This window comes from Pseudoalteromonas ardens, assembly GCF_030125445.1.
Classification (GTDB): Bacteria; Pseudomonadota; Gammaproteobacteria; order Enterobacterales; family Alteromonadaceae; genus Pseudoalteromonas; species Pseudoalteromonas ardens.
Window position 1 is genome coordinate 792,217 of sequence record NZ_JASJUV010000002.1, and the last position, 26,692, is coordinate 818,908.

Annotated in this window: 21 protein-coding genes; 7 read left to right on the forward strand and 14 right to left on the reverse strand. The window is 46.5% G+C overall.

The features are described 5' to 3' along the window. Positions 1 to 46: 46 nt before the first annotated feature. Positions 47 to 991 carry an endonuclease/exonuclease/phosphatase family protein gene (locus QNM19_RS08490; protein ID WP_156202222.1) on the forward strand — a complete coding sequence of 315 codons (945 nt, stop codon included), beginning with the start codon at positions 47 to 49 and terminating at the stop codon, positions 989 to 991. Positions 992 to 1,029: 38 nt separating this feature from the next. Here QNM19_RS08490 and QNM19_RS08495 read toward each other — a convergent pair whose 3' ends face one another. Both QNM19_RS08495 and QNM19_RS08500 read right to left on the reverse strand, forming a co-directional pair. Continuing rightward, complete coding sequence (locus QNM19_RS08495; protein ID WP_049863922.1) at positions 1,030 to 2,373, reverse strand: serine hydrolase domain-containing protein; 1,344 nt, start codon at positions 2,371 to 2,373, stop codon at positions 1,030 to 1,032. Positions 2,374 to 2,436: 63 nt separating this feature from the next. Continuing rightward, a complete protein-coding gene (locus QNM19_RS08500; RefSeq protein WP_284026592.1) occupies positions 2,437 to 3,864 on the reverse strand; it encodes an MATE family efflux transporter in 1,428 nt (475 codons plus the stop codon). A gap of 409 nt (positions 3,865 to 4,273) precedes the next feature. Here QNM19_RS08500 and QNM19_RS08505 point away from each other — a divergent pair, with 409 nt between their 5' ends. After that, a complete protein-coding gene (locus tag QNM19_RS08505) occupies positions 4,274 to 5,986 on the forward strand; it encodes a S8 family peptidase (protein WP_049863920.1) in 1,713 nt (570 codons plus the stop codon). 91 nt (positions 5,987 to 6,077) lie between these two features. Here QNM19_RS08505 and QNM19_RS08510 read toward each other — a convergent pair whose 3' ends face one another. Beyond that, positions 6,078 to 7,115, reverse strand: coding sequence for an acyltransferase family protein (locus tag QNM19_RS08510; RefSeq protein ID WP_284026593.1), 1,038 nt, complete (start codon positions 7,113 to 7,115; stop codon positions 6,078 to 6,080). 359 nt (positions 7,116 to 7,474) lie between these two features. Here QNM19_RS08510 and QNM19_RS08515 point away from each other — a divergent pair, with 359 nt between their 5' ends. After that, a complete protein-coding gene (locus tag QNM19_RS08515; protein WP_049863919.1) occupies positions 7,475 to 9,013 on the forward strand; it encodes a choice-of-anchor A family protein in 1,539 nt (512 codons plus the stop codon). Positions 9,014 to 9,199: 186 nt separating this feature from the next. Continuing rightward, positions 9,200 to 9,856 carry a VC0807 family protein gene (locus QNM19_RS08520; RefSeq protein ID WP_049863927.1) on the forward strand — a complete coding sequence of 219 codons (657 nt, stop codon included), beginning with the start codon at positions 9,200 to 9,202 and terminating at the stop codon, positions 9,854 to 9,856. A 74-nt stretch (positions 9,857 to 9,930) separates the two neighbouring features. On the opposite strand, the gene QNM19_RS08525 is transcribed toward QNM19_RS08520, so the two are convergent. The 6 genes from QNM19_RS08525 to QNM19_RS08550 all read right to left on the reverse strand — a co-directional run bounded on the left by QNM19_RS08525 (position 9,931) and on the right by QNM19_RS08550 (position 16,213). Continuing rightward, positions 9,931 to 10,440, reverse strand: coding sequence for a hypothetical protein (locus QNM19_RS08525; protein ID WP_049863918.1), 510 nt, complete (start codon positions 10,438 to 10,440; stop codon positions 9,931 to 9,933). 5 nt (positions 10,441 to 10,445) lie between these two features. Beyond that, positions 10,446 to 10,964, reverse strand: coding sequence for a hypothetical protein (locus tag QNM19_RS08530; RefSeq protein WP_049863917.1), 519 nt, complete (start codon positions 10,962 to 10,964; stop codon positions 10,446 to 10,448). Positions 10,965 to 11,015: 51 nt separating this feature from the next. Further along, positions 11,016 to 11,639: a LysE family translocator gene (locus QNM19_RS08535; RefSeq protein ID WP_049863916.1), complete on the reverse strand. Its 624-nt coding sequence runs from the start codon at positions 11,637 to 11,639 to the stop codon at positions 11,016 to 11,018. Between the two features lie 80 nt (positions 11,640 to 11,719). Next, positions 11,720 to 13,426 (reverse strand): CocE/NonD family hydrolase, encoded by a 1,707-nt coding sequence (locus tag QNM19_RS08540; protein WP_197094258.1) that lies wholly within the window; start codon positions 13,424 to 13,426, stop codon positions 11,720 to 11,722. A gap of 814 nt (positions 13,427 to 14,240) precedes the next feature. Further along, complete coding sequence (locus tag QNM19_RS08545) at positions 14,241 to 15,158, reverse strand: TIGR03899 family protein (RefSeq protein ID WP_049863914.1); 918 nt, start codon at positions 15,156 to 15,158, stop codon at positions 14,241 to 14,243. A gap of 515 nt (positions 15,159 to 15,673) precedes the next feature. Beyond that, positions 15,674 to 16,213, reverse strand: a complete 540-nt coding sequence (locus QNM19_RS08550) for a hypothetical protein (RefSeq protein WP_049863913.1) — start codon at positions 16,211 to 16,213, stop codon at positions 15,674 to 15,676. Positions 16,214 to 17,021: 808 nt separating this feature from the next. Between QNM19_RS08550 and QNM19_RS08555 the strand changes: the two genes are divergently transcribed. Beyond that, a complete protein-coding gene (locus QNM19_RS08555) occupies positions 17,022 to 19,241 on the forward strand; it encodes a GGDEF domain-containing phosphodiesterase (RefSeq protein WP_284026594.1) in 2,220 nt (739 codons plus the stop codon). On the opposite strand, the gene QNM19_RS08560 is transcribed toward QNM19_RS08555, so the two are convergent. Next, entirely contained in the window at positions 19,238 to 20,140 is a 903-nt protein-coding gene (locus QNM19_RS08560) for a LysR family transcriptional regulator (protein WP_049863911.1), read from the reverse strand. The genes QNM19_RS08555 and QNM19_RS08560 overlap by 4 nt on opposite strands. Before the next feature lie 501 nt (positions 20,141 to 20,641). Continuing rightward, a complete protein-coding gene (locus QNM19_RS08565) occupies positions 20,642 to 22,195 on the reverse strand; it encodes an AbgT family transporter (RefSeq protein ID WP_049863910.1) in 1,554 nt (517 codons plus the stop codon). A 215-nt stretch (positions 22,196 to 22,410) separates the two neighbouring features. On the opposite strand from QNM19_RS08565, the gene QNM19_RS08570 reads away from it, so the two are divergent. Continuing rightward, positions 22,411 to 23,256, forward strand: a complete 846-nt coding sequence (locus QNM19_RS08570; protein ID WP_040644460.1) for an HDOD domain-containing protein — start codon at positions 22,411 to 22,413, stop codon at positions 23,254 to 23,256. A 166-nt stretch (positions 23,257 to 23,422) separates the two neighbouring features. Then, positions 23,423 to 24,598 (forward strand): NRAMP family divalent metal transporter, encoded by a 1,176-nt coding sequence (locus QNM19_RS08575; protein WP_049863909.1) that lies wholly within the window; start codon positions 23,423 to 23,425, stop codon positions 24,596 to 24,598. Between the two features lie 127 nt (positions 24,599 to 24,725). On the opposite strand, the gene QNM19_RS08580 is transcribed toward QNM19_RS08575, so the two are convergent. From QNM19_RS08580 to QNM19_RS08590, 3 genes are read right to left on the reverse strand one after another with little or no spacing between them, the layout of a single operon-like run. Then, positions 24,726 to 25,004: a YfcL family protein gene (locus QNM19_RS08580; RefSeq protein ID WP_049863908.1), complete on the reverse strand. Its 279-nt coding sequence runs from the start codon at positions 25,002 to 25,004 to the stop codon at positions 24,726 to 24,728. 8 nt (positions 25,005 to 25,012) lie between these two features. Then, positions 25,013 to 26,140 (reverse strand): ATP-NAD kinase family protein, encoded by a 1,128-nt coding sequence (locus tag QNM19_RS08585; RefSeq protein ID WP_049863926.1) that lies wholly within the window; start codon positions 26,138 to 26,140, stop codon positions 25,013 to 25,015. Further along, complete coding sequence (locus tag QNM19_RS08590; protein ID WP_284026595.1) at positions 26,130 to 26,684, reverse strand: elongation factor P hydroxylase; 555 nt, start codon at positions 26,682 to 26,684, stop codon at positions 26,130 to 26,132. Before QNM19_RS08590 ends, QNM19_RS08585 begins: the two co-directional genes overlap by 11 nt. Positions 26,685 to 26,692: the final 8 nt, after the last annotated feature.

Here is a 26,692-nt window from a genome sequence, read left to right on the forward strand (position 1 = left end):
TTGATACACTATAACACTATTGCAATTTTATGAATTTAAACACTTCATGACTCTTTCAAATCTAAAGCCTGTTGCAGCCTTATTCACGCTCGTGTGTGCCGCACCCGCGCTGTCGCATAGTCATCAGGAACATGCCACATCGAAGCAGCCACTGCGTGTTGCAACCTGGAACATTGAACACCTTTCTGCATCTGATAACACGGGCTGTAAGCCAAGAACCGCAAAAGACATTCAAGCCCTGAAACAATACGCGCAGGCACTTGATGCCGATATTATTGCTCTGCAAGAAGTCGCCTCAGCGCCAGCCGTGCGCCAGGTATTCGGGGAAAAAGACTGGCACGTAGTGATGTCAGACAGAGCCGACAGTAAAACATACACCTGTCGTAAAAGTGGCAATAACTCGACCCAGCAAAAAATCGCCTTTGTGGTAAAAAAACCACTGGTCGTTGATAAGGTCGTACAGCACAGCTCTTTCTCAGCGGTAAAGCCAGGCCTAAGAAATGGGCTGGAGATCCAACTGACCTATCAGGGTGAAGCGCTGCATCTGCTGAACGTACACCTGAAAAGCGGCTGTTTTGTTGATGACTACCAGCGTTCAGATAAAGAAGCCTGTAAGTTGTTATCGAAACAAGCCCCCATACTGGACGGCTGGGTTGAACAAAAAACCAAACAAAATGCAGACTTTGTCGTGCTTGGCGACTTTAACCACCGCCTCACGGCACCTTACAACCGCCTAAGCCGGGATTTGTATTTTCCACAAGGTGCTGCAAATGCCCAGCCTAACAACATAGACAACGCGCCTTTGTTTAACGCAAATCAGATGCTGACTGGCTGCCACCCTTACTATCCGGCACCCATAGATCACATTCTCGTGGCTAGAACACTCAAAGACCAGTTTCAGTCAGGCAGTGCGCAGTTTCACTATTTCGCAGACATGACCCCACAAAACATGCTTGCGGACCACTGTGCGCTGAGTATTGACTTAAAGTAACATGTCGTTCACGGGCCAGCCTTGCCTGGCCCAATTACTTACTTTTCAAGTTGCTCTATTAAATCAACTACAGACTGGAATACACGCCTGTTTGCCAGTCCTATGTGTTTATTTACGACCGAGCCATAGGCACCAAAACGAGCCACAACAAGTTGCTTTGAAGGTATGATCACCACATATTGCCCCCGATGGCCACGTAATGACACTGTGTCTTTGGGCAACCTTGGCATCAACCAGCCCATATCATTGAGCCATAACTGACCACCATAGTGTTCAGCTACACCGGGAGACATCATTACGTTAGCAACCCAACTGCGCGGCACGATTTGTTGGCCCTGCCAATTGCCCTGCTCAATAAACAACTGACCTATCTTGAGCCAGTCATGCACGGTAAGGAACATCCTAGCCCCACCCCTTAAATTCCCAGCCTCATCATACTCTGCAATGGCATTGTTGATCCCCAGCGGCTTAAATAGCCCGTCATGGTAAAGGCTAAGCAGAGACTGCAAGTCACCACCAGATGCCGTTTTTAGCGCACCACTTAATAGCTGAGTGGTCCCGGTAGAATATTCAAACCGACTCCCCGGTTCATACTCTTTAGGCAATTGAGTAACATATTGAACTGAGTCAGACGTGTGGTACCACATAGGAGCCAAATCCTGATAACCATGAATATCGGCCGTTTCAGACCATTTTACGCCTGAGCTCATATGCATTAGATTTGCGATTGTCATAGAGTGCGAACCAGCCACTATGTCCTGATCCAGAGTCAGTTTGCCCTGTTGAACCAAAATACCAGTCAACAGACCTGTAAGCGTCTTAGCCATTGACCAGCTCAGCATCCGGGTAGCACCATCATGGTGCTCATCGTAGCGTTCAGCCACCAACTTCCCCTGGTACATGACGGCCACAGCAAACGTATTATCACTGTGTGCGTAATTACCCGTGTTGTGAGCGAAAAAACCATCCAAAGACACATCTTGACGAATAGCGTGCTTTAACGGAGTGCTGGGAGTGATTGCAGGTAAGTTCACATCCTGAGCTTGTGCATGTAATTGCTCAGGGGTCAGGTCATACAAAAGGGTACAGCCCAAGCCTGCCCGAAAAACGGATGTTCTGTTCATGACAGTGCCATCTACCTGTGCACTCACACTCACCGTCTGTAGCCTTGTATCAACGCTAATCTCAGGCCTATCAGGTAGTCCCGCTAATGCCTCCGGAATTACGTTTTGAGTAATAAATTCAATAGGTTCATTAGAAATAAAATGTCTGGAGCACAGTTGATTGGCACTGTAACCGAGTAACTCCTGAGGATCAGACTGACATCCTGATAATAATGCAGCAGATATAATAGCCGCTGCACTTACAGAAAGGTGTTTCATAGTTATCCTTGCATAGCGTTTTTAATTACTGCTATGACGAATAACTAATCAATAAATAAACGATTATGTCATAGTGAGCACCTGTGGTCTGCGCTGCACACTCAGGGCCCTGTACAGCAACCAGGCACCAACCATAAAATTGGCCAGCGCCAGCGCCCAGATAATTCCCTGAAAACCGCTCAACTGAGCACCGATATACGCACCAGGTAAGGACAAGGCAAACAAACGGACCAAAGTCACATTCAGCGCCAGACCAGTGCGGCCAATGGCATTACAACAACTCACATATAGCATCACCCCCGCCAGTGCAGCATAGGATATCGGCAAAATACACATCGCCAGCTCAATAGAGTGACTCACAAAAGACTGTTTACAGAAACCAACACCCAACATGTCGGCACCCCAAAAGAGTACCAACGCAATGATACTCTGCCAGACCAAACAGGCGGCCATTGCCTGCTTAATGCCTCTGCGTACCCGTAGAGATTTGTTCGCAGCCCAATTTTGACCAACAAAAATGGGTAATGACGTCGTCAGTACCATAGGCAGCAATAATGCAAGCGGCTCTATACGCATGACGACGCCAAATGCAGCCACGGCATCACTCCCCTGCGAAGCAACGATCATCATCAGTAACGACTGAGCAAGCGGCGTAAGCAACTGCATAGCCACGACGGGCACAAACAGCCTGAATAAACGGCGAAACGCTTGTCGGCTGCGCTGTGATAACAGGTGTACTTTGAGCCTGATATTTTCTTTAACACGCAATAAATAAAGCGCAAAAAAACTGGCACTCGTTGCAGCTGCAAAATGGGCAACTCCCAGTCGTTCCAGGCCACTCATCGATAACGCAGATTGCGCCCAGGGCGTGAACAGTGCAGCGCTAATGAGGATTTGTGCACCTGCAAACATTACCAGTAACTGCGCAGCGCCGCGCATATTGCCAAATGCCCGAAGTACGCCAAACACCACCATGACAATAAAAAAGAATACGACTGCGCCCAGTCGATATTGCATATAACGTTCGAGTGTCGGCCAAACTTGCTCACGAGCAGAAAACTCAGCAAACCCCAGCATGGTCAATATCGGCTGCAAACCAAACCAAATGAAAACCGCCAAACTGGCGCCTATCAGTATGGTGAAAATCAGACTCACCGCTGCCAGCTGCTCAACCTCGCTTGCCTGTGTTAAACGGGTCGCCACAACAATCCCCAGGCCAATCGCAAAAGCAAACAAAGTGGCCTGAACGGGCAAGGTATAACTCATCGCTGTGAGCTCTTCTACGCCCAAACGCGAAGCAAAATAGAGTTCCATCAGGTCGGCGCTAAACAGTGCCAGAATTGCCCACAGCATAGGTAAAGTCAGTTGCTTCAAAACTGCGCTGGTAGATCCTGTTAATATCCAGCGCTTTCGCACCGCCCGTTTTCTTTGTTTATCACATACCTGAAGCGGCTCGCCCAGGCTTAATGCAGGTGAATTATCTGATCCCATAGTGGGTCGTTTACTCCCTCAGTAACGCGGTGTATTTATTATGGCTTGGTTCTTTTACAGCATTTATCTGCAAAAGAGGAACGTCCTAGAGTCTTGACCCGGTTTCAGCACAAGAGTTCACAAAAAGCGGGGAGCAATTCGATTAACAAACGAGATTAGAGGATGAATGGAGTGACTTACATCTGCGCATACTTTCTCAGGCTGTCCTCTGAGTTATACATTCACATAAAATGTCCGCCGCTAACTATCTGACTTTAATGCTGGTTTTGCACACAGATGCGCACTGTCAACTAAATTTAACCTTTCGCCATTATGCTGGTTCCGGTTTTGTTCCAGATTATGGTAATTCATTTAACGTCTGGACTAACACAAAGGAAAAACAAACTAATTAAAAATACCAAGGATATTTATGTTTAAAAGATCATTGGGGGTTGTGATTTCTTGTCTTTGCATGACAGAAGCCATTGCGACACCGGAACTGGATAATCTTGCCCTAAGTGCTCAACTTAACAAAAGCTATCAGACGTTAAAATCTCAAACACAACAAGGAAAAAATGTTCGTGTGATAGCCAGGTTAAAGCCAACGCAGCAGCCAGCTACCTATGTTTACCGTACAGAAAAGCTTGCCAAACAGAGTCAAATTCAGGCTCGCCTCTCAGAAGCTAACTCAGAATTACAAACGCTCGGCGTCAAAGTAAGTCGCAGCCTCCCACGCTGGGGATATATGACGATGGAGGTCAGCGACACCGAGCTGGACGCCTTAGCGCACAGTGGCTTATTCGACATGATTTCAGAAGATACTGCTAACTCAGCGCATATTTCTGCCTCATCACAACACGTAAACGCACAAGAGGCTCATGATATGGGCTATTCTGGCGCAGGCCAGACGATAGTTGTATTTGATAGCGGCTTTGACGTTGACCACCCATTTTTAGGTGGCCGGGTTATTCAGGAAGCTTGTTTCTCATCAAACGCTACTAACCACGATACCAGTTTGTGTGCGAATGGTGCAACGACAGGGATAGGGCCAGGCTCTGCAAGCATATGTGAAAATGAGGATCTCAATGAATGTCACCATGGAACACATGTTGCCGGAATAGCAGCTGGTGCCCTGACCGGCTTCAGTGGCATTGCGCCAGAGGCTAATATTGTTGGTGTACAGGTCTTTACCCGCGTTAACCACACTGCAATCTGTGAAGAAAGAACCCCATGTCTGCGCACATATGACACGGATCTGTTGGCAGCATTTAACTGGGTCATCGAAGAGGTTGAACGTGGTGCATTAGAGAATGTCGCCACACTTAATCTCAGCCTGGGTGGCGGACAGTTCGCAGGGGCTTGTGATGATCGCTTACTTGCGGCACCAATAGAAGAACTAAGAGAAATGGGTATTGCAACCGTTATATCCGCAGGCAATGACTACTTTAATGGCGCAGTTGGGCAACCAGGGTGCGTTAGTGATGCGATTACCGTAGGCGGTACACTGCGCACAGAGGATGACCTGCTCATTGTGAGGGACGCAAATGGCGTAATTGACTGGGGGACTAACATGTCCGAACAAGTCGACGTGCTTGCACCTGGACGTCGAATTGAATCATCTATACCTGGCCCAACCTTTGAGACAATGTCTGGTACGTCAATGTCTGCGCCGCATGTTGCCGGTGCGATTGCTGTACTCAAACAAATCAACCCAGATGCCAGTGTGGATCGTATCGAGCAGGTACTAGAATCAACGGGCATCAATGTAACCGATCCACGAAACGGCATAACGCGTCCCAGGATTGATGTACACGCAGCCGCTTTGGCCTTAGAAGGAAAACCCATCGCTGCGCTGGATCAACCTTCCTATTCTGTTATGGTAGGCACGCAAACCACCTTTACTGCGAATGCGTCGTCAGACCCCAATGGGCGCACACTCAGTTACGGCTGGGATTTTGATGGCAATGGCGTCGTTGATGAAGAAACCAGTCAATCTTCCGCTCAACATACCTATCAGAATATTGGCAGCTATCAAATGAAGCTCACGGTGAGTAATAACGAAAGGTCGGATACTACGCAAGCAAGTGTCACTGTTTATGACCCCGTTTTACTTTCCATCATAATCAGTTCATCGTTGCTTTAAACAGAGTGCACAAGCGCCTGCTGGTGCTTGTGCATCTCCTGAGTACCTGCATGTCAGTACGTTGCTCGATCGCTAAGAAGAGCCCCGGGGTTTAACCCGGCACAGTCGTCGGCTTGGTCCTGGAAGCGTAACGCGCGCCCCTGATATATCTGGCAAGTGGTTTTTCTATACAAACAAAAGACACAAACGCAATCGCTGTGCTCAATGCAAACGAAGCGATAAGTTTAATCTCAACAACCCAGTCAAATTGATGTATGACAGTGATCACTGGCATGTGTAATAAATACAGTGAATAAGAGATTTTACCGAAGAAATCACCAACCTTGTTGACCAGCAAGACATTATTGTCCGGCACCAGAAAAACCACACAAAAGAACACGGTACTCATTACCAGCAACACCTCGTAACTCAGCCACATGCGATTTTTTGCATCCGATGTCACCGGAGACAGCTCAGGGTACATCAGTGGAATAAGGCACAAGGCCAAAATAAATCTGCGCTTTTTCAGATATGAGGGAATAACCAGGGTTTTATAATGTAACCCGAATATCACTCCGATAAAGAAATAAGGCAGACTGCGCAACACAGTGAACTGGTTGTAAGGCACACCGTATATGTCACCGTAAATACGGGGGAAATTAGTAAAAAACAGCAGCAGCAGGCCCCCGACTATCAAGAGGTAGATATAACCTCGCCTTGTCGCAGCGAATGACCATAACAACACAAATAAAGCGTAGAACTGCACTTCGGGAGGGATAGACCAAAGTACGCTGTCGCCATATAAAAACAACCCATGCGCCAACAGCGCTTGGTGGTCAGGGATATGATAGAGGAGATCGCTGCTTTCCTGAGTCAGCACGAACGATGCAAAGACCACCAGCAGATAAAGTGGCACAACACGCGCAAAACGCGCTACAAAATAATGCTTTACACCCCTTAGGGTAAAGTCTTTGTCCAGATATAAGTGCGACATCAAAAAACCGCTCAGCAGAAAAAATAACATCACACCATACGCACCAGCTCCACCTCCCAGCGCCCCATCCAGCCAGTGTGTGATGTCGCTGAAATGCGTTACAAACACGATGATTGCCGCAATGCCTCTCAGGGCATTGAGTTTTCTGATCTCCATACTGGATCCTTTTTTATTATTTTTATGACGTGCAACAGCCAAGCCTGGCAAGGAAATTGTATTCTTCTTAGCGAAATAAACAACAGGATGCGTTTATTAACCAAAACGCATCAAATATTTATCGTCTGATGCTGGTTTATTCCAGTACGATGTCGACGATTTTAACTGCTCTTTATCACACTCAAGTAAACATGCGAGTGACAATTAAAAAGTCTCATCAGACCCTATAATTGATACAGCCTGAGCACAAAACGAAAGAAAAGTAGAGACAAATTAGTATAAAAGAACTAGAATAGGCGAATTTTTGACAAGGCAGCTGCGCGAAAACCTAAGTGCAGGCCTAACTCGTGGAGAACTTAATGAAGAAAAAGCTGTTCGCAGGCGCACTGGTTGCTTGTGCATTTTCGGTAAGCGCGTCATCTGAGCATGACCTGGATAAAGGCTATGCCGCACTGGTATTTGATGACTTTTATTCAACATCGGGAAATGCACTGGGTGCCGTGTTCGCAGGCGATGATGTCAGCCTCAATGGCTATTCTATCGGGTATGGCCATAACAGTGCACTGAATGCGCATTATCTGGTTGCCGGTGGTGATATTCAGTACATCAATGGCAGACAATATGTTGGCCATATAATTGCTGGTGGCCAAACAGACAAGGTGAGCGAAGCCGTGCGTTTAGGTCTTGAAGCCGGTGCCGAGGTCATTGCCAACGCTACGACTCTGCCTGTCGACTTTGCCGATGCTCAGTCTGATATGTTAGCCCTGTCTGCCAGTCTGGCTGAATTGTCACAAACAGGTGAAACACTCAAGCAATGGGGTGGCCTTTACCTGACAGGCGATAATACGAGTGAGCTGCAGGTATTTAACCTATCTGGTCAGGACGTTCAGTCAAGTCATACATTTGATGTCTCGGGTATTCCAGACAACGCCACGATTGTGTTCAACATTTCAGGTGCCGGCGCTAATTTTGCACCGCTCAATAACAAGAGCTATGCAACGCTGAGCAACCACAGACAACGCACCATTTTTAATTTCCCGGATGCCACAGCACTGAACCTGGCCGGCTTGCAAACCGAAGGCGTGATTTTAGCACCCAAAGCCGATATCACAGCACCATACGGTACGGCAACCATGCCAGTCATCGCAAACAGCTTTAATGGCTCTATGGAGTTACGTGGCGGAAGCTTCACAGGTCAGCTGCCTGATGACAGCGCTGTATGTAAAGGTGGTTTGTATGCCATTAACTATTATGGCGATGCTGAGCGAGGCTACGTACACCAGATAGACCTGGGCACAGGCCAGTCGGACAAAGTAATTAACCTGAATAACACTGCGTCAAATATCGCAGCACATGACGGTAAACTTTACTTCATTGACCAGCAAAGCGCTAAGACCCGTAGCTCACACATTTACAGCTACGACCTGTCTGCACAAACGCAAACCCTGGAATCAGTGACCGATGGCTATAAAGTTATTCGTCTTGCCTATGACATCTCGGGTGACGTCCTGAAGGCTACCAGTCGCACATATGCTTACGACTACGATGTAGCCACGGGTGAAAAGCGCGTGCTGGGTAAAATGAAAGCCTCGAACGAAGATTTTAAAAACGGCGATATTGCCTACTCAGCGGATGGCAACACGCTTTACGTGCTCACCGGCACTGCGCTGTACACCGCAGACGCAAATCTGGAGCTAACCCTGATTGGCAAGCATGGCGTTAACTGGGCATCCGGCTTGGCTATCTCACCAGAAGGGACACTGTATGTGTCGGGCCGTGAGCGTAATGCTGATGCAGCAATCTATGAGATTGCTCCACAAACTGCACAAGCGACGAAGCTCTTCCACGTTCCGCATCGCGTGAACGACCTTACCTGGGTGAAGAACTTCTGTAACTAACACTAAGTTACTATCTCATCAAAAAAGAAGCTGCCGGGTGCAGCTTCTTTTTTGTCTCATATTCACTTTAGGCCTAAAGTTGCCCTTTAACCCCAGTTTGCCGTACACTCAGGCCATTCGTTGTTTAGAACTACAGGGGACAAAGTGTCGTCGTCCAATAAGAAACAAAGCGGCTTTTTTAGCCAAATGATTTTTAACATTATTATTCCGGTGGTTATCCTGACTAAGTTTTCGGGAGAGCAACATCTGGGTCCGGCACTCGGCGTTGTTGTCGCGCTGGCCTTTCCACTGGGGTTTGGTCTGTGGGAACGTAAAAACACAGGAAAATTCAGCTTTATCTCTGGTCTGGGTATTGTTTCCGTCTTGCTTACCGGTGGGATCAGTCTGCTGGAGCTGGATGCAAAATACATCGCCATCAAAGAAGCCTTGATCCCCGGGCTCATCGGGATTGGCATTATTGTCAGCCAGTATACTAAGTACCCCTTGCTAAAAACGCTGATGTTCAATGACACTGTCATGGACATTGAAGGAATAGAAAAGGCATTAGCAGAAAAAGGCAACAGCGATAAGTTAATCAAAGTGCAACAGGTTGCCTCCAAAATCCTCGCCAGTGCATTTTTCTTATCTTCAGCGCTAAACTATATTCTGGCAAAAATGATTGTCGTCAGCCCGGCTGGCACAGAGGCCTATAATAGTGAACTGGGCAGAATGACTGCGCTGAGCTATCCGGTGATCATGGTGCCTACCATGATTGTCTTCTTTATCGCGCTCTATTACTTACTGAACTCTTTGAAGAAGCTCTCAGGGCTTAAGCTTGAAGAGATGTTTCACGACCAGGAATGATCCCTGCGTCAACAATTGAATGAACCGGGATGCTGCTCTGGCATCCCCTTTTTAACCGCTTTGAGTTAATGTAATTAATGGCTGTCAATTTGCTGTTTAAGCCGCAAAAACGCCACCTCCTCTGCCGGGTTCATTGGCAATGGCGCTTCCGGATAAATATTCGTCCGTAACAAAATACCATCTTTTATGTAAAACAAGTACTTATAAGTCTCAACAGCATACGCGTCGTCTACACTTGGCTTCTGAGCTTTGCCACAAACGTAGATATCATCAATGCGTTCTGCATCTGAAAGCGTATCCGTTTTTAACATCAACGCGGAAACCTCAGCGCTTGCAGTCCCCTTGAGCACGCTATACACAGTAAAAAAGACCCTTTGCTGGTAACCCCAGGCTTCTTCATCAACAGAACGTACTTTTACTGCGCGGCCAATCCCGATAAAATCGGCCTCTTGTGCTATCTGCAATGCAAACGCCTCTTCCAGCTGCCTTTCCTCCCTGAATTCGTTGGAAAAGGTCGTTGCATTAGGGTTACAAGCAAATAGCCCGGATGAGAACAAAAGCAGGCTCAATACAAACCATGTCATGGGCTTTAACCTTCCCTAAGTGTCGAAGCACTCTGTGTGGATGAGATTTCCACCCCCCAGGTTTGCCAGGAAATCGTTCTTCCCACAAAAGCAACCTTGTTAAATGGCCAATGGTCGCCGAGCCAGCTCTGAACCGTTTTATACAGCACGGGATCCAATGCCTGACTGTCTGATCGCACCCATAAATATACTTCACAGTCATATTCAGGTGAACGACTTGGATCAATATATACCGACCCCAGACAGCGTTTTTGTGAGCAATCAAAAACGGAGTAGGCAAATGCCTCCCGCGCGGCAAATTCACGCTGATGTACTTTCAGGCTTGCTCTGCTCTCATCCAGCGTCATATCTGCTTTCGGCCAGTCAAAATCCGGGCCGAAAATTCCCTGCAAGTTTTGCTGGCTTGACATTACCGCTTCGTAATCAGGTTCGGCAACACTGGTGTCCAACACCCTGAAATGAAAGTGCTCCGTATCCAGATTAACTGGCGGTTCAAATGACTCCGGAATAAACTGCTTATTCATCTGTATATCCAATACTTAATATAGAAAGTTGGCTGGTTTTTCGCTGCCTGGTTACCTGGACGTTGTTGCAAGAAAACAGCCTGCACCAATAAACGTGGAACCAAATAGTTTACCCAGCCATGTACCCGACACCAGGTTACGTGCCTTAGATTTTGCACGTTGGGCTACAAAAGCGTAACTGGACAAACACAACACCGATAAAGACATAAAACTCAAAACCAGTACCGAGAACTGAGCAAACAATGGTTCTGAGACAACAATAAACTGCGGGAAGAGCGCTGTTGTAAAAACGATTGCTTTGGGATTAGTTAACGCAACCAGCACACCCTGAGCGTATAAACTGAGTGCGTTACTTTTAGCACAGCTGGATTCATTGACGTCTAGTTTACTCAGCCCATGTCGCCACAATTTCACACCCAAATAGATAAGATATAATGCGCCCAGGGCTTTAATAATGGTAAAGGCAAGTGCAGAATGCAGGATCACCGTGCTCAGACCAAGTACAGCTAACCCAGACATCATGAAAAGCCCGGTGATGTTACCCAGTACGGTCAACATCGACTTCCTGAAACCAAAACTCAAACTGTGCATAGACACCAACAAAGCCGCAGGCCCGGGTGTGGCGGTTGCCAGTAACGCGATTGAGCAAAAAGTTATCCAGCTTTCAAATTGCATGATGTTTTCCCTACAAATCATTGCTTATGTCATTGGCATAAAGAGCAAATACAGACATCACCTCAGCGGAAGCCTTGTCTTTATTGTTCTTTCCCTACTTTAGATGCCAGAGGGAAAGCCCCATCGTAGCTCGCTGGTACCGTTTCAAGCACCGGCAATCGTAGTTGGCTTACATAGGTGTTATCATGCCATAACGTGACTTTTGCGACCTTGGCATCTTTAGCAGTTTGATAGGCAACCGCACTTTCCCCGTTATAATGCTTCTGATGATACCAACTGCTCGATGAGACAACAAAGCGTAATTTGCAGCCTTTGGACAATACACGTGAAACATAATTGAAATCGTCCATATTCAGGCTAAACGGTTGACCAGGCGTCACCATTTCTGGTTTTTGAAGGCCGTTACGATACCTGGCTCTTTTCATTGCAAAAGCCAATAGCAACGGCTTTTTCTCGGGGCACACTTCAAATACGCTCGCATGAAAATCCGTATCAGGGACATTAATACTCAGCCACAATCTCGTCTGGATCTGACCCGATAATACAAGATCTTCGGAAAGCTCTGCACTATCAAAGACAAGCTTTTCACCATCAGCATGCCAAAGAGGCGCTTCTCCACTGAGATCAAACACTGATGGCGCACTGACCTTACGCATAGGATCATAAACATAGTGAGAGTGACGACGGTCGGCATCAACCACAACAGAAGGGGATGCAGATAACTCTGGCCGCTTAGTACGTGTTAAGTACAGTGTATGCCAGCGGCCCTGTGCCAACTGCTTGCTGGCATGCCAAGTACCCGCTTTCTGGATATATTTACTGATCTTTCCTTTGAGATAGCGTGGTTTATCTTTGCCTTTAAGGGTCCAGTTAAACCAATCCAAGTACACTTGCTTCATATCCAGCACGCTGCGATCTCCCAATTGCAACTGCCCCAGAGCCGGTTTTGGGTAACGAGTGCCACCGTGATCCCATGGGCCCATGATCAAATAATGTTGATCAAACACCTCTGGACGACCCCATTTTTGATGGTTTTGATAGTAAAGCAAAGTGCCATGCTGATCTCCATCATAATGCCCGGTCACAGACAGGATAGGCACATTGATCGCCCGGTAATTATCGGCCTTTGGTACAAAGCCCTGCCAATAGTCATCATACTTTGGATGCTGCAACCAGGTTTGATACTCAGTAGTTTGATTGCCAGCTAATTCATCTAATTCAGAAAATGCGAGTCCGTTATTTTTCTGCTTTAAATAAAGTTCATTCCAAGGGCCCCCTCCGTACGAAGCGCCCTTACCTGCTTTTGACACCATGTTTAACCAGGACATAGTGTAATTCACAAAAATGTTGTTTCTGAGAGGGAAATCCTTACCGGGATAAACAGAGGCAATGGCAATCATAGATTTTAGGGATGGCGGTGAGAACTTTTGCATCGACCACTGAACAAAACCACGATACGAGCCACCCAGTGTGGCAACCTGACCGTCACTAAATGACTGCTTCGCGACCCATTCAACTATGTCATATGCATCCTTACCATCATCTGCAAAAGGGACAAACTCCCCCTGTGAGTCACCCGTTCCTCGACTGTCAACGGCGATAAACACATAGCCATGATTTCGGAAAAACTTACCACGTTCGGTCGCTTCATCCCGGCCATAGGGTGTGATCTGTAAAATAACCGGCTTCGCCTCATCTGTCTCAGGCAGAAATACAGTCGCTCTGAGCAAAGTGCCGTCCGACAAAGGCACGGTAAGCGGACTAGCAGCTTCCTTTGCAACTAACACACGACTGCTGAACGTACAAAACACGAGGACTAAAAAAAGATAGACCACCTTCATATTTATGCTTCCTTGAATAATTTAGCCTAACTGAAATGTTACATTATAACACAGCCGGACTGGAAATGGGTAATAAACAAAATAGAGCAAGCACATCAAATTAACAAAGCGCACGCGAACACTTGTTTTTAAAAACACCTACCACTTTCAAAACTTTAAGTATTATATAGGGAAAATATGACTGATAGATCAGTATGGACATCGGCACTTTGGAGGATCAACGCAGAGCATTAAAATAGAAAATACGATACTTATATTGATCAGAAAACACCTTAACCCTCCTATTTCAATTCACTTCTATACCAAGCCGGAAATGCCCCAAAAATATTCTTACTAAAAAATATGACTACAGTCAGAGTAACTTTATGTGACGAGTAATACATCTATGCATAGCATTGCTTCTATCAGAAGCAATGCTTTACCACCGAGGATTCTTTAAGTTTTTTTGCTGTCAACCATCAACGTACATACGTCAGGGTTACCCACGATTAGCTCCAGCCGCTCACAGCGGTACTGTCGTATTTTTTGCTACTTAAACTACCATATCGGGATGATTATTCAGAACCCTATTCCATACCTCTAAATAGACAGCTTAATACGCTGCACATATGTACTCTTCCAGCTTTCACTTGTTCTTAGCTTGGCAAAGTTTCAACACTTATAATCATAATCGCTGACTATGCCAAACCATTGCACCAAAAGCACAAGCTCAACACTTGAGCTGAAAACACCAAGTCATGAAAATCATATGTGCGACTTATTAATTACTTAGCTCTATTAGAGCAAGTTTTTTGTATTTTTTCTGAAAAGCTGAAATATACTCAGCATCCACCTTACTATCTATAAGCTGTGCAATTTCATTTCCCAACGGGGTTAAGCTATAAAAGACTGGGGTTACGTTTTTCTTTTTTATCGTAAGCTTAAGCCCATCAAACTCTAAAACTTCCCCCTTAGGTAAGCCATTTCTAATAAGCTGCTCTTCATAAATAAGCCCTATTCCCTGTAAATTCATCAATTCTGTAATGTCTAATTGGCTGTGGTATGGAAAGATAGTATCTTCATTATCAAATAAAAATAGTGACGCAAAAATGCCTGTTTTTTTAACGCCAGCTAACACGATATATTGACCGGTAGAAGGTTCATACCTAGCATATCGACAAAGCTTATAAAAAGCATCGGCTTCATACTTAGTAAGTCTCTTTAAAAAATCGAGACTCTTCAAAGAAAACCTCCCAGGTCCCTCAACTTCCTGAACGAGTACGTTAGCCCAGATTTTTTGCATTGTTTCTGACGATACAGTTTCTGCAGCTTCAATAAATTGATTGAGCCAATCAGTGTCAACAGGATCTTCTGAGACCTTCTCAGGTACAGCCATCGCCGCAAGTGCAAAAACTTTTTCAATATTGCGCTGTTTACTCAACTCCTTATGTAGTTTGCGCTGAGCAGCCCTTTCAATCAGGCAATCTTTTGCTCTTTCGTAAACCAGTTTTTCTTCAACCTTTGCTGCTGTGAAAGTTTTGTGTTTATTAGCTTGGGCTTCAGCAAGAAGCTTAATTTTATATGCCTCTGCTTCAGCAGCACGGCGTATTTTTACCGGTTCGTATAATATACCTGTTCCCCTGGCTATCACATCCAGGATCTTTTCAATACTTTTCCCTAACCCTACAACATCTTCCAAACTTAACTCCTTGCAACTGACACCCTGATAAATGTCTCAAATTTGCGGGCTGAAATTAACAATCAAAAAGCAAAAGACTGCATTTTCTACTCTTCGGATACCATTACAAAGTACCAGATTAAGTACCCGCAATGCAGCTCTGTTCGATAAAAGCGCTATCTTAACTGACGAAGAATTTACTTAGACCCTGTGATTTACTTGAATAAGCTTGTCTATTAATGTGCTAATCATCAACTCTGCCCATCTGTGACCAGGTTCATTCAAAGCGTCTGGATAGAAAGTTTCACTAAATAGCAAAAGTTTAGACTCAGATATGAGTTGATTGCACATCTCGCATAATATCTCCTGAGCTTTCAGTGTTATGTCAGGTTAACCGCCAAAATCGTTAGAGAGACTTCGAGGTATTTCATATTGTTGAACTCCTGTACCAGGGTCCTGTTAAGTAATTGGTTTTGTAAAAATAAACAAATAAAAATACCTACGTTGAAGCCACGCTTACATTGCCAGTAAACGTGCTACAGTAAGGTGAATGAAAAACAAGTGTTTGGAACTTGTTTTGTTTGTATTAGATGTTCAGGCAATTCTATCCCTGCAGCTTCTGATTGTTTATCAATTACTTGTGAAATTTTCTCGTCATCGACCGTTGGATAGATCCCCAAACACCACATACTACGTAAATCGTCTTCTGACCTTTTTACTTTCCATACTTTATGAATGTCGTTCATCATTCCTTTAACGCAAGATGACGCACTTTGATTTTGCTTAACCTCAAGAGCGATATAAGACCCCCTCAAACTACGTTTCTTACGTATTAGAAAATCGATATGCATTCTGGTTTGACTTCCACGCATGCGTCTATCAGCTGAATACGGGTACTCACGTATCATTTCCGCCACTGCATCATGCTGCAAAAGAAAGCTTGCAAACTCGACCTGAAACCATATTTCCCATCCAGTAAATTCATACTGATTCAGTAGGTTAAGCTTATTTTGAATTTCATCTTGCCCGAAAAACTCTTCTACTAATCCAAGTAAAAATTCAAAGTCTCCTTTCATTTACATAACCTCATTGACAAGCTAACGCCATAAAAGTATGAGAAAAACAGCAATCCAGAAAGTTTCAACTTTGGTACAAACCACACTGTCACATCACTCCGCAAGAGTTTGTTTTTATTATTAAAATTTAAAATAAAAGAGGTCTTCACCTAGTTTTATTACAATTCTAAAGATAAGATATAACATCTGACTGAGAAGCAAACATGGCCAAGATCATTGACATTTTTACGCTCGCATCAAGTCTTGTTCGCCACCATTAACGTTCGTTTGAATGTGTAACTCCCTGAGACTAGACTCTATGCCAACTGTCTTGCTGCAAGCCACTTAGACACTCACTTCAAACTTCAATACATCAATACATCAATACATCAATATAAACAAAAACTTACCACCATAACTTTCATTGCTCAAGACAAAAAAGCCATTTAAAGAACGAGACCTTGTATAAGCATGACTGAGGATCTCGTTATGCGAACAGCAACACTTGGTACTTACCTTAATCCTCAAGCACTAAAGGTGACACAGGCTTATCTTTGTAGGCCTACTTCAGACCAGACGGGAATCACAGCAAGGGCTTGTTCTGTGCTTTCAGGCTACACCAGGACCTGCACAACGAAAAGCCCTCTTTTAAGGCATGTTTTTTGAATCTCCCTTAAATTTCAACTCTTTGTTTGACTACTTCCCCTCCAGTATGTTGAAAAAAACCGCAATTAAACTGATTTAGCGCAGCTTTTACTGTCTCTACCCATTGAATTGAGACCCTTATGGCCTTAGTATCGGGAAAAACAATAATAATAACTGTAACGTTTTGAGTTCTTTAAGCCGCTTTTTCTTACTTGAGGAAGAAACCCAATCGCCAAGCGAGGTGCCTAACTGGCGTGTCAGTGCACTGCGCATTATTTTGGTGACCGGACTTTTATTGTGCCTGGGGATCTTTATCAACAGCTTGCCTGCTGCACTGGCATTTGAACTTAACTATGTGCTGGCGCTCACATCCGGCTTTACACTTACTATTGGCGTGTTGCTTACGCTGAGCCGCAGTGCCTACCAGTTGTGTGCTCACCTGCTGATGATTGCCATTGTGGCCGCAGGTGTGGCCATTAAACTGTTTATCCCTTTGTTACCCCTTGCTCAGCTTGGCTCTATTTTTGTCTACATCACGCCTATTCTGGCTTTACTGCTGCTGGGTAAGCGAACTGCGATTTTTTACGCAGCATTAAATATCGTCCCGTTTCTGATGATAGTACAGCAGGTTAATGTTTCGATGATCCCGTCAGGTGAACGCATGCTGGTAGACGGAGACATTTACATTCATTTTTTATTGTTTTTCTTCTTTAACTGCACAGTGCCGCTGGCCGTGTGGCGCACCAGCCTGGCCGCCAGCCGACTGAACTTGCATATGGCAAGCAATAACGAACTACTGGCTTCTCAGAAACAAATTTATCAACGTTTCTTTCAGAAATCATTTCACGCTATTGTACTGGTAGACCAGCAATTTAATATCGTTGAAGCCAATGAAAAAGCGCGCCGATTACTGGGGATCCAAACTCAACCCCTGCCCTGTAATTTCGCTCGTGTAACTCAGGACGACCTGAGCCGATTGCTCAACAACAACAACCTGATTGAAGCCGATCTGAATACCTTTCATGTCGGCGAAAGTACGATAGAGCTGGCGTCGCGGGAATATCATTCCGAGCAACTGTGTGCCTGGTATCTTAATGATGTCTCTGATCAGCATCAACTTCAGCAGGATCTGCTGGCGTTGGATGTCGCCCACCAGCAAGCTAAATACTTTGATGCCCGGACTAACTTACCGAATAAGACCTGGCTTACCGAGCAATTACAGGTGCATATTGATCGCGGCCGGCCATTTGCCCTGCTGATTGCTGAAAACCTCAACAAACATGTACTGGATTACCTGATTGATGGTGAGCTGCACAAACACTTATATGGCCACATTAATCAGGTGGCTGAGCACGACCCCAGTTTGCTCGATCAAATTGCCTACATTGGTGCCGGAAGACTCGCTATTATCATAGAGCCCGATGCACCTGTGCTGGAAGTAGCACAACGCTGGCATCAGCATCTCGATTTCTGGCTTAAGCTGGGTCAACATCAGTTTCACGCTCGTTATGCTGTAGGCATTGCCACCTACCCTGAACATGGTTATATCCCGGAGCGTCTGCTGAAAAATGCGCAGCAGGCCTGTGAATTACGTGGTGCAGGCGATGACCTGGCCATCTTTGACCACGGCACTCGGCGTCAGACGCTGGCGCGTCACGAAATGGCCCTGTTGCTTGAAAAAGCACTGGAACATGACGAGTTGCAAATTGTCTTACAAAGCAAGCACGATAACACCCACTCTGTGATTGGCTATGAAGCCCTGGCCCGCTGGCACAGCACCTTGCTGGGCTGGGTATCTCCCGGGGAGTTTGTGCCCATTGCTGAGGAGTTTGGCCTGGTCAACCACCTGACACAACGCATTCTGCACAAAGTATGTCACACCTTGCAGAGCCACCCGGATATTCATGTGCCTATTGCCATCAATATCAGCTCCCGAGACATTGCCTGCGAGCAGTTTGCCCGCAACACACTGGCCATAGTGCACAGCTATGGCCTGAATCCGCGCATGTTTGAATTTGAGCTCACCGAGTATAGTTTTGCCGATGATCACAACCAGATCATGGAAGCTCTGGATAAAATGGGGTTCAGCCTGAGTATTGATGACTTCGGGATAGGATATTCCAATATTGCACGTGTTCTGGCCTCACCCATTAAGCGGCTCAAACTAGACCGCTCTTTGGTCACGCAGATCACCTCAGATCAAAAACAGCAGGCGCTGTTACTGGGGATCCTGACCATGTGTGATAACCTCGGTATTGCGGCACTGGCAGAGGGCGTTGAAACCCAGGAGCAGCTGAATAAACTGCTCGAACTGGGCGTTAAAGAGTTTCAGGGCTACTGGTTTAGTCGCCCTGTAGCTGTTGAGCAGGTGCTGACGAACTCACACGAGGCCTCAGCCACTTAATCGCTTTGCTGGTCTTCCAGCGCCATACACTGATATCTCAGCTCACCAAGAAACGCCCTGGCAGCCGGGCCAAGCGTGTCTCCATCTTTGAAAATCAGGTTGAGCTGAGCCTGACGTGTGCGATTGTGAGTTAATGGCAGCGGTTGTAACGCGCCTGTGCTCAGCTGCGCTATAATGGCACTTCTGGGCAACCAGGCAAAACCCAGCCCCTGAGTCACCATATCTACCATAGTGCGCAAATGACTTACGGTCCAGCGTTGATCAGCCCCCAGCCAGCCGCTGTCTGTCCCCTTACCCAATGCAGAATCTCTGACTACGATTTGCCTGAATGATTTGAGGTCCTCCAGTGTCAACTCACGGTCCAACTGATGTAATTTATGCTCCGGATGGGCAACAGCCACAAACTCCACCTGACATAACTGTTCACTGAACCCATCTGCCAGTACCATAGGCGAGATGGCAATATCCACCTTGGCGTTCTGAAGCGCCTCAAACGACCCTGACAGAATAGACTCAACCAGTTCAATGCGAAGCAATGGATAGGCCTGAGAAGTCGTCTCCAGCACTTTGTAGAGCAATGACTGAGGAAAGATTTCGTCGACGGCAATACGCAGGTGGCTCTCTACGCCTTTTGCCAGAGTCTGTCCAACCGCTTCGACTTTCTCGGCTTCGTTGAGCAAATAATTGGCGCGGCGCAACATCATGTCGCCGGCTTCCGTCAGGTGCGTTTTGCGGCCTTCCACCTGAAATAGCTTAACCGATAACGCAGTTTCTATTTTCTGTACTGCCGTATGTATGCTCGACTGACTCTTATGGATAGCCTTAGCAGCCTGATTAAATCCGCCATACTCCACAACAGCGCGAAACATACGCCACTGCTCAAGCGTAACTCGTAACATCTCACCTTCCTCGTCATTGACCCTGCAGGCCATTCGTCTGTGACTATTCTAATCTATTCAAGTACTTTTCTCTATTGACGCACAGGGCGTTCAACTTTTCATTACCTTAAGCAGACTCACCTCAGAAACGAAACAAAACTAAAAGGCCGGCACAGTTTGTCATAATTTAGTCATCTAACAGGGGTATGATGCGCCTGCTTTTAACCGGTATGTACTCTTATTGGTTACTTGGATTTTCAACCTCCCTTGAGTATTTACTGCACGGAGGCAGTAAGATTTCCCTTGGTGCTTTTGGCCCAACCAATAGCAGATCCATATAGCCGACAGAAGTCGGCTTTTTTCTTTATTGCTATCAGTAACCCACTACTTTGCCAGAATGAGTGAAAAAGATGTCTATGAGCAGATACGATTTTGATTGGATGTCTTTGCAAGCGGGCGTGAACAGTTGCATGAGAGGAAAACTGGATGAGGCATAACAGCCTCATCCATAAGTTCAGCAGATTAACCAGCCGGATAAATATAGCTAGACTGTAGACCCAGAGGAATGCTCAGGCCCCAGTATGCCAGCAAGAATAAGCTCCAGCCAATCAGGAAGGCAATAGAGTAAGGCAACATCAGTGCCAGCAATGTACCAATTCCGGTGTCTTTCACATACTTCTGACAGTAAACCACCACCAGCGGGAAGTAAGGCATCAATGGTGTAATGATGTTTGAGCTGGAGTCACCAACACGATATGCCGCCTGAGACAGATCAGGTGAAATACCCAGTTGCATCAGCATAGGCACAAAGATTGGGCCCAACAGTGCCCATTTTGCAGAACTTGAACCAACAAACAGATTCACAAAAGCAGTCAGGAAGATAATCCCAATCACAGTCACTGAGCTTGGCAGTGCCATTGCCTTTAAGACTTCAGCGCCTTCGATGGCCAATAATGCCCCCAGATTAGACTGGCTAAATGCCGCGATAAACAGTGCACAGAAGAATGCCATGACGATGTAATAAGACATTGAGTTCATCGACTTACTCATTGCATCTATCATGTCTTTTGATGACTTAAAGGTGCCAACCATAAAGCCAAATACGGCACCCGGGATCCAGAACAGTAAGAAAATCAGCGGTACAATGGACTGCATCAACGGTGCACTAAAATCGGTCAATGCACCACTTTCACTACGTAGTGCCGAGTCTTCGCCACTGGCAGCGTAGATAAGCAAGCCAATACCAGCCAGCATGACAGCAGACGCCGCGTAAAATGCCGAACGCTCTTTACCGGTTACTTCGTTAAATTCAGGCAGATCGTCAGTATCACCATCGACTTTGGTCGATGCCAGACGCGGTTCAATAATTTTATCAGTAATGTACCAGCCAAGCAGGATAATAAAGATGCTCGACGCCGACGTGAAGAACCAGTTGTTCAGCGGGTTGACTGAGATGTCAGGATCAATGATTTGGGCCGCGCTTTGAGTGAAGCTCTGCAATAAAGGATCAATACCAGAAGGGATAAAGTTCGCACTAAAGCCACCACTTACCCCGGCAAATGCCGCTGCAATACCTGCCAGCGGGTGACGGCCCATGGCATAGAAAATCACACCCGCCAATGGAATTACCAACACATAACCGGCATCGGTCGCTGTGTGGCTTACAATCGCGATCAAAATGATAGAGGGAGTTAGCAGGGCCTGAGGCGTGCGTTTCAACATCAGCTTAAGACCAGCATTAATGTAGCCTGAGTGCTCCGCCACACCGACACCCAGCATAGCAACCAATACTACACCCAACGGTGCAAAGCCGGTGAAGGTTTTAACCATTGAGGCCAAAAAGCCGGCCAGAGAATCGCCGCTTAGCAGGTTATGAACAACAATCGCCTCTCCGGTGCGCGGATCGATGGCATCAAAACTGACGCCTGACAGCATCCAGGACAATAGCCAAATCAGCAGCATGGCACCGAGGAAGATCATGGCAGGATCAGGCAGCTTATTGCCCACCCTTTCAATGTTGTTGAGGAATCGCATAACGAAACTGGTGTCGTTATTCGCGTTTTTCGCTTGTTCCATAGTTAATCCCTAAAAAGAAAATTAGCCAACTTTAACTTAACAACCGTAACAATGCCAATTCATTTGTTCCTTAATCAATTACGTGGGTATTATTTATGCGTTATTTTGCGTTATCGCAAAGAATGCGTAATTCAACTCAGCTACTATACTTGGAAAACCAGCCAGACTCCGGGCTGGCTGATCGTGTTTTCAGTATTTTTCTCAACGAGACCGCTATGATCGAAATAGACAACGCCGTGCTTAAGGATATGAATCATGGGTTTTGCCTGCCAGCAAAGCCTGAGCTGTTGCAAAGTTTGCATCAGGTATTGCAACAACCAGAACCTGAGCTAGGCGAAATTGCCGCGCTGATAGCAACAGATGTAGCGACCTCCGCCGCAGTATTAAAAGTAATTAACTCCTCCAGCTATGGCTTTTCACGTACCATTACGGACATTCGCCAGGCCGTGATGTTTTTGGGACTTAACAGCATTACTATGCTGGTGACAGGCTATTTGCTCAAGCAAGCCTTTGATCAATCCAAGTGCTGCATCAAACTGGAACGTTTTTGGGACAGTGCTCAGGAAATTGCCGATGTGGCGACACTGATTGGCAATAAGATAAAAAGCAAAGTACCGGTCGAAAACCTGTACATGCTTGGCCTGTTCCATGATGCAGGTATTCCCGCCATGGCGTTCAATTACCCTGATTATGTCGAGGTATTGGGCGCCGCAAACCGTAATTACGATACCTTGCTGGTTGAATTCGAAGAAGCCCGCTACCAGACCAACCATGCTGTGATTGGTTATTATCTGGCAAACAGTTGGAATTTGCCCAAGCCCATTTGTCAGCTTATTCTGCGCCATCACGACATTACCTATCTTCAGGAAAAACGTAGTGATGAAGAAATGCTGACCTTCTCAACATTGAAAATGGCGGAAAATCTGGTTCACACCAACAAACGCTTTGTCGCGGCACCAGACTGGCCACTGATGAAACAAAGCGTATTGGATGCACTTAACCTGGATGAAGACGACTACCAGGACCTCAAAGACGATACCGAAGAATACTTCACCAGTTAACTCAGTTACACGTCCTGACAGGGCTTTTGATCTCCCAACCTCATTAGCCCAGTCATTTTCCACTTGGCAAATGCTTTCAAATCGTTAACATGAGTGGCAAAAATCATGGAACGTCGTGTTGGAATCAATGTTTGCTAAACTCAGGAACCTGGGCCCCGGGATCCTCATGGCCACCGCTGCTGTCGGAGGCTCTCATCTGGTCGCCGCCACCCAGGCAGGCGCCTTATTCGGCTGGCAACTATTATGGTTAGTGGTTGCGGTTAACCTACTCAAATACCCCTTTTTCCGTTTTGGTGTAGAATACACACTGCATAGCGGTAACAGCCTGGTCACGGGCTATCACAATAAAAACCGGGCTTTGTTCTATCTGTTTGTGGTACTCAATGTCATCGCTGCGGTAGTGAACACGGCGGGGGTACTGTTGCTCACTGCTGCGCTGCTGCAATATGCGTTACCCTGGTCTATCTCGTTGACCACTTTATGCTATGCCTTGCTATTTATCTGCCTTGGGATCTTATTATTTGGTCACTATAAACTGCTCGACAAAGCCAGCAAGTGGATCATGGCCATCTTGTGCTTTACCACACTGGCAGCCTTGCTGGTCGCAGTGTCACAGGGTCAGGTCCACCCATCACCACAACCGGCCCCGTCACCCTACTCACTTGCATTACTGGGATTTATGGTGGCCCTGATGGGCTGGATGCCAGCGCCGATTGAGATCTCAGCCATCAATTCGCTCTGGCTCAAAGCCAAAACTCGCACTCAATCGCTCAGTAAAGCACAGGGCTTATTTGATTTTAACCTTGGCTACTTTCTGACGCTGTTTCTGGCCGTGGTGTTCTTTTCGCTGGGTGTGTTACTACAGTATGGCCAGAGTCAAAAAATCGAACTGGCAGGCGTCGCTTTTTCTAAACAACTGATAGACATGTATGCACTGACACTGGGTGAGTGGGCACGCTGGTTGATAGCCACGATAGCCTTTCTATGTATGTTTGGCACCACCATCACGGTACTGGATGGCTATGCCAGAACCCTGGACGATGCTGTGAAACTTATCAAACCACATAAAAACAAAGCCAGCCTGTCATTGTTTATTACCCTGCAAGCCGTATTCGGTATGGTGCTGGTGCTGTTTTTTAAAGCCAATCTCAAAGATATGCTGATGTTTGCCATGACACTGGCGTTTTTAACCACGCCATTTTTTGCCTGGCTGAATTTCTCGCTGATCCGCAAAGAACTGTTTGCGCAGCAAAGTAAGTTGGTGCAAATATTGACCTGGACAGGTCTTACCTATTTGATTGCGTTTGCAGTGTTATTTGTGGTGTGGCGCTGGGCGCTCTGAAGTAGTAATACCAATTTCACTTAATACCAGGCCTATTTGAAGGAGCAAACAGGACGCTAACAGCGTTAAAAATTTCTCATTTAGGACAATAAAAAGGCGGTATCAACCGCCTTTTTCTTTTGGTAAATTAAGCGCCTAGCTGCTTAAGGCGCTCCCAAATGGTGACTACGTGATGCTTATCTTCCTCGTTAAGCTCACCGTCGCGATATGCTTTCACCAGGCTGGATTCAACTTTGGCATTTAGCTCATCGACTGATAACGTCAGTTCCTCAACCTGAGCATATCCAACTGCCAGGTCAAAATGACCGCGTAAGTAGCCACCAGCAAACAGTTCATCATCGCTTGCTCTTTCTACTAATTCATCAAAAAACTGCTGTGCAGCTTCTATATACGCTTGAAGTGACATTCTGTCTCCTAAATTAAATCCTGATGCCCGACGGCATACATTACATGGTCATTATAACCTGTTACTACTTTGATGTAGCCACTCAGTTCGTTGTCTAAGTCCTGGTCGCCCGTGTCTGCTATCAGAGGACGACCATTGAGTGCCTGCAACTTGCTTTTAGTTGCAACCACAATGATATTGTCTTTGCCGATCTGGCGGATCAGCGCCGGACTCAACTGCTGATTACCCCGGCCAAAGATATGGCCTTGTCCGCCAATCAAGGTAATGACCAGCTTGGTAGGTGCATGCCCGACGTTATCCAGTAACTGTTGTGCAGTCAGGTCGCTCCCTAGCAAAGTATGGTCACGGATCAAATCTACTCCGAGCAGCGTGTTATCAAGCCCGAGCTCTTCCATAATCGCGGCCACGGTTGAGCCTGAGCCCATGATATATTGCTCGTCTTCTTCCATCTCTGAAATCACGTACGCAGCAATATCGGCCAGCACCAGTTCATCGCTTTCTTTGCCGCCATTTTTTACACTTTGTACGTAACGCAGTTCCCTGGGTACCTGCATTTCACCATAACGCTTAGCACGCACCGTTCCGGCTCTGAATGCATTTTCATCTATGTCCATCACATCGGCATCGTCTATGGTCACCAATTCACCTTTGATGAGCATTTCAACCACCCGGCCCGCCGCTTTCGGCGTGATAGCATATACGCCGCTGTGGATCTTGCAGCCGGCAGGCACTCCCAGCACAGGGGCCTCGCTCCCAATCGCAGAGCAAATATTGCGTGCGGTTCCATCTCCCCCCGCAAACAGCAACAAATCTACTTTCGCTTCGGCAAGTAACCTGGCGGCCTGTTCAGTGTCCTCAGGGGTCGTGGGCGTACCACAGGTCATAATGACCCGGGTGGTAAAACCATGCGCTTTAGCAAGCTCTTCTCCCATTTCACCACTAACGGTATAGACCTCCAGCACATCCCGATAAGGATGTAACAATGCCAGCGCCTGCGCCGTACGGCTATGTGCTTTTGGCTCAGCACCCATGGAGCGGGCAAGTTCAGCGGTGTCGCTACCATCACTGCCCTTCAGCGCCACTGCGCCGCCCAACCCGGCAACCGGGTTGATTATCAATCCTAGTTTAAACTGCATCTGCAAACTCCTGTGGACAATGCCATTCAAACTGGCCAGTACTGAGTGGCCAGGGGGTCGAGTAAAACTGAGATAACGCTTTGAGTAAAGCCTGAGTGCGAACGTTGAAGCCGGATGTAAGCATCTCCGTCACCTGTGAATGAACACGCTTTTGAAAAGCGAAACGGCAAGTCGGCTCACCATTTAAGTTGTCAACAGAGACGTTAAATGCAAACCCCGCAGCAGTGCTCAGGGCCCATTCGATAGCCTGAGGTTTCACTTCTACCTGTTCAAATGCCAGTTGCTGATCTTTACTGCGCCCATCAGGACAGTACCAGTAACCATAATCTTCCTGCTCCCTGCGCGCTGTACCCGCAACCAGCCAGTGGGCAATTTCATGCAAGGCACTGGCATAGAAACCATGCGCAAATACAATACGGTGATAATCACACTGCGCATCTGCTGGCAGGTAGATTGGCTCATCTGTGCCTGCCACCAGCTTGGTATTGTACTTTGGATAGAATAAGGCATTAAATATCGAGATCAGATCGTCAATGTGGTGCATACAACTCG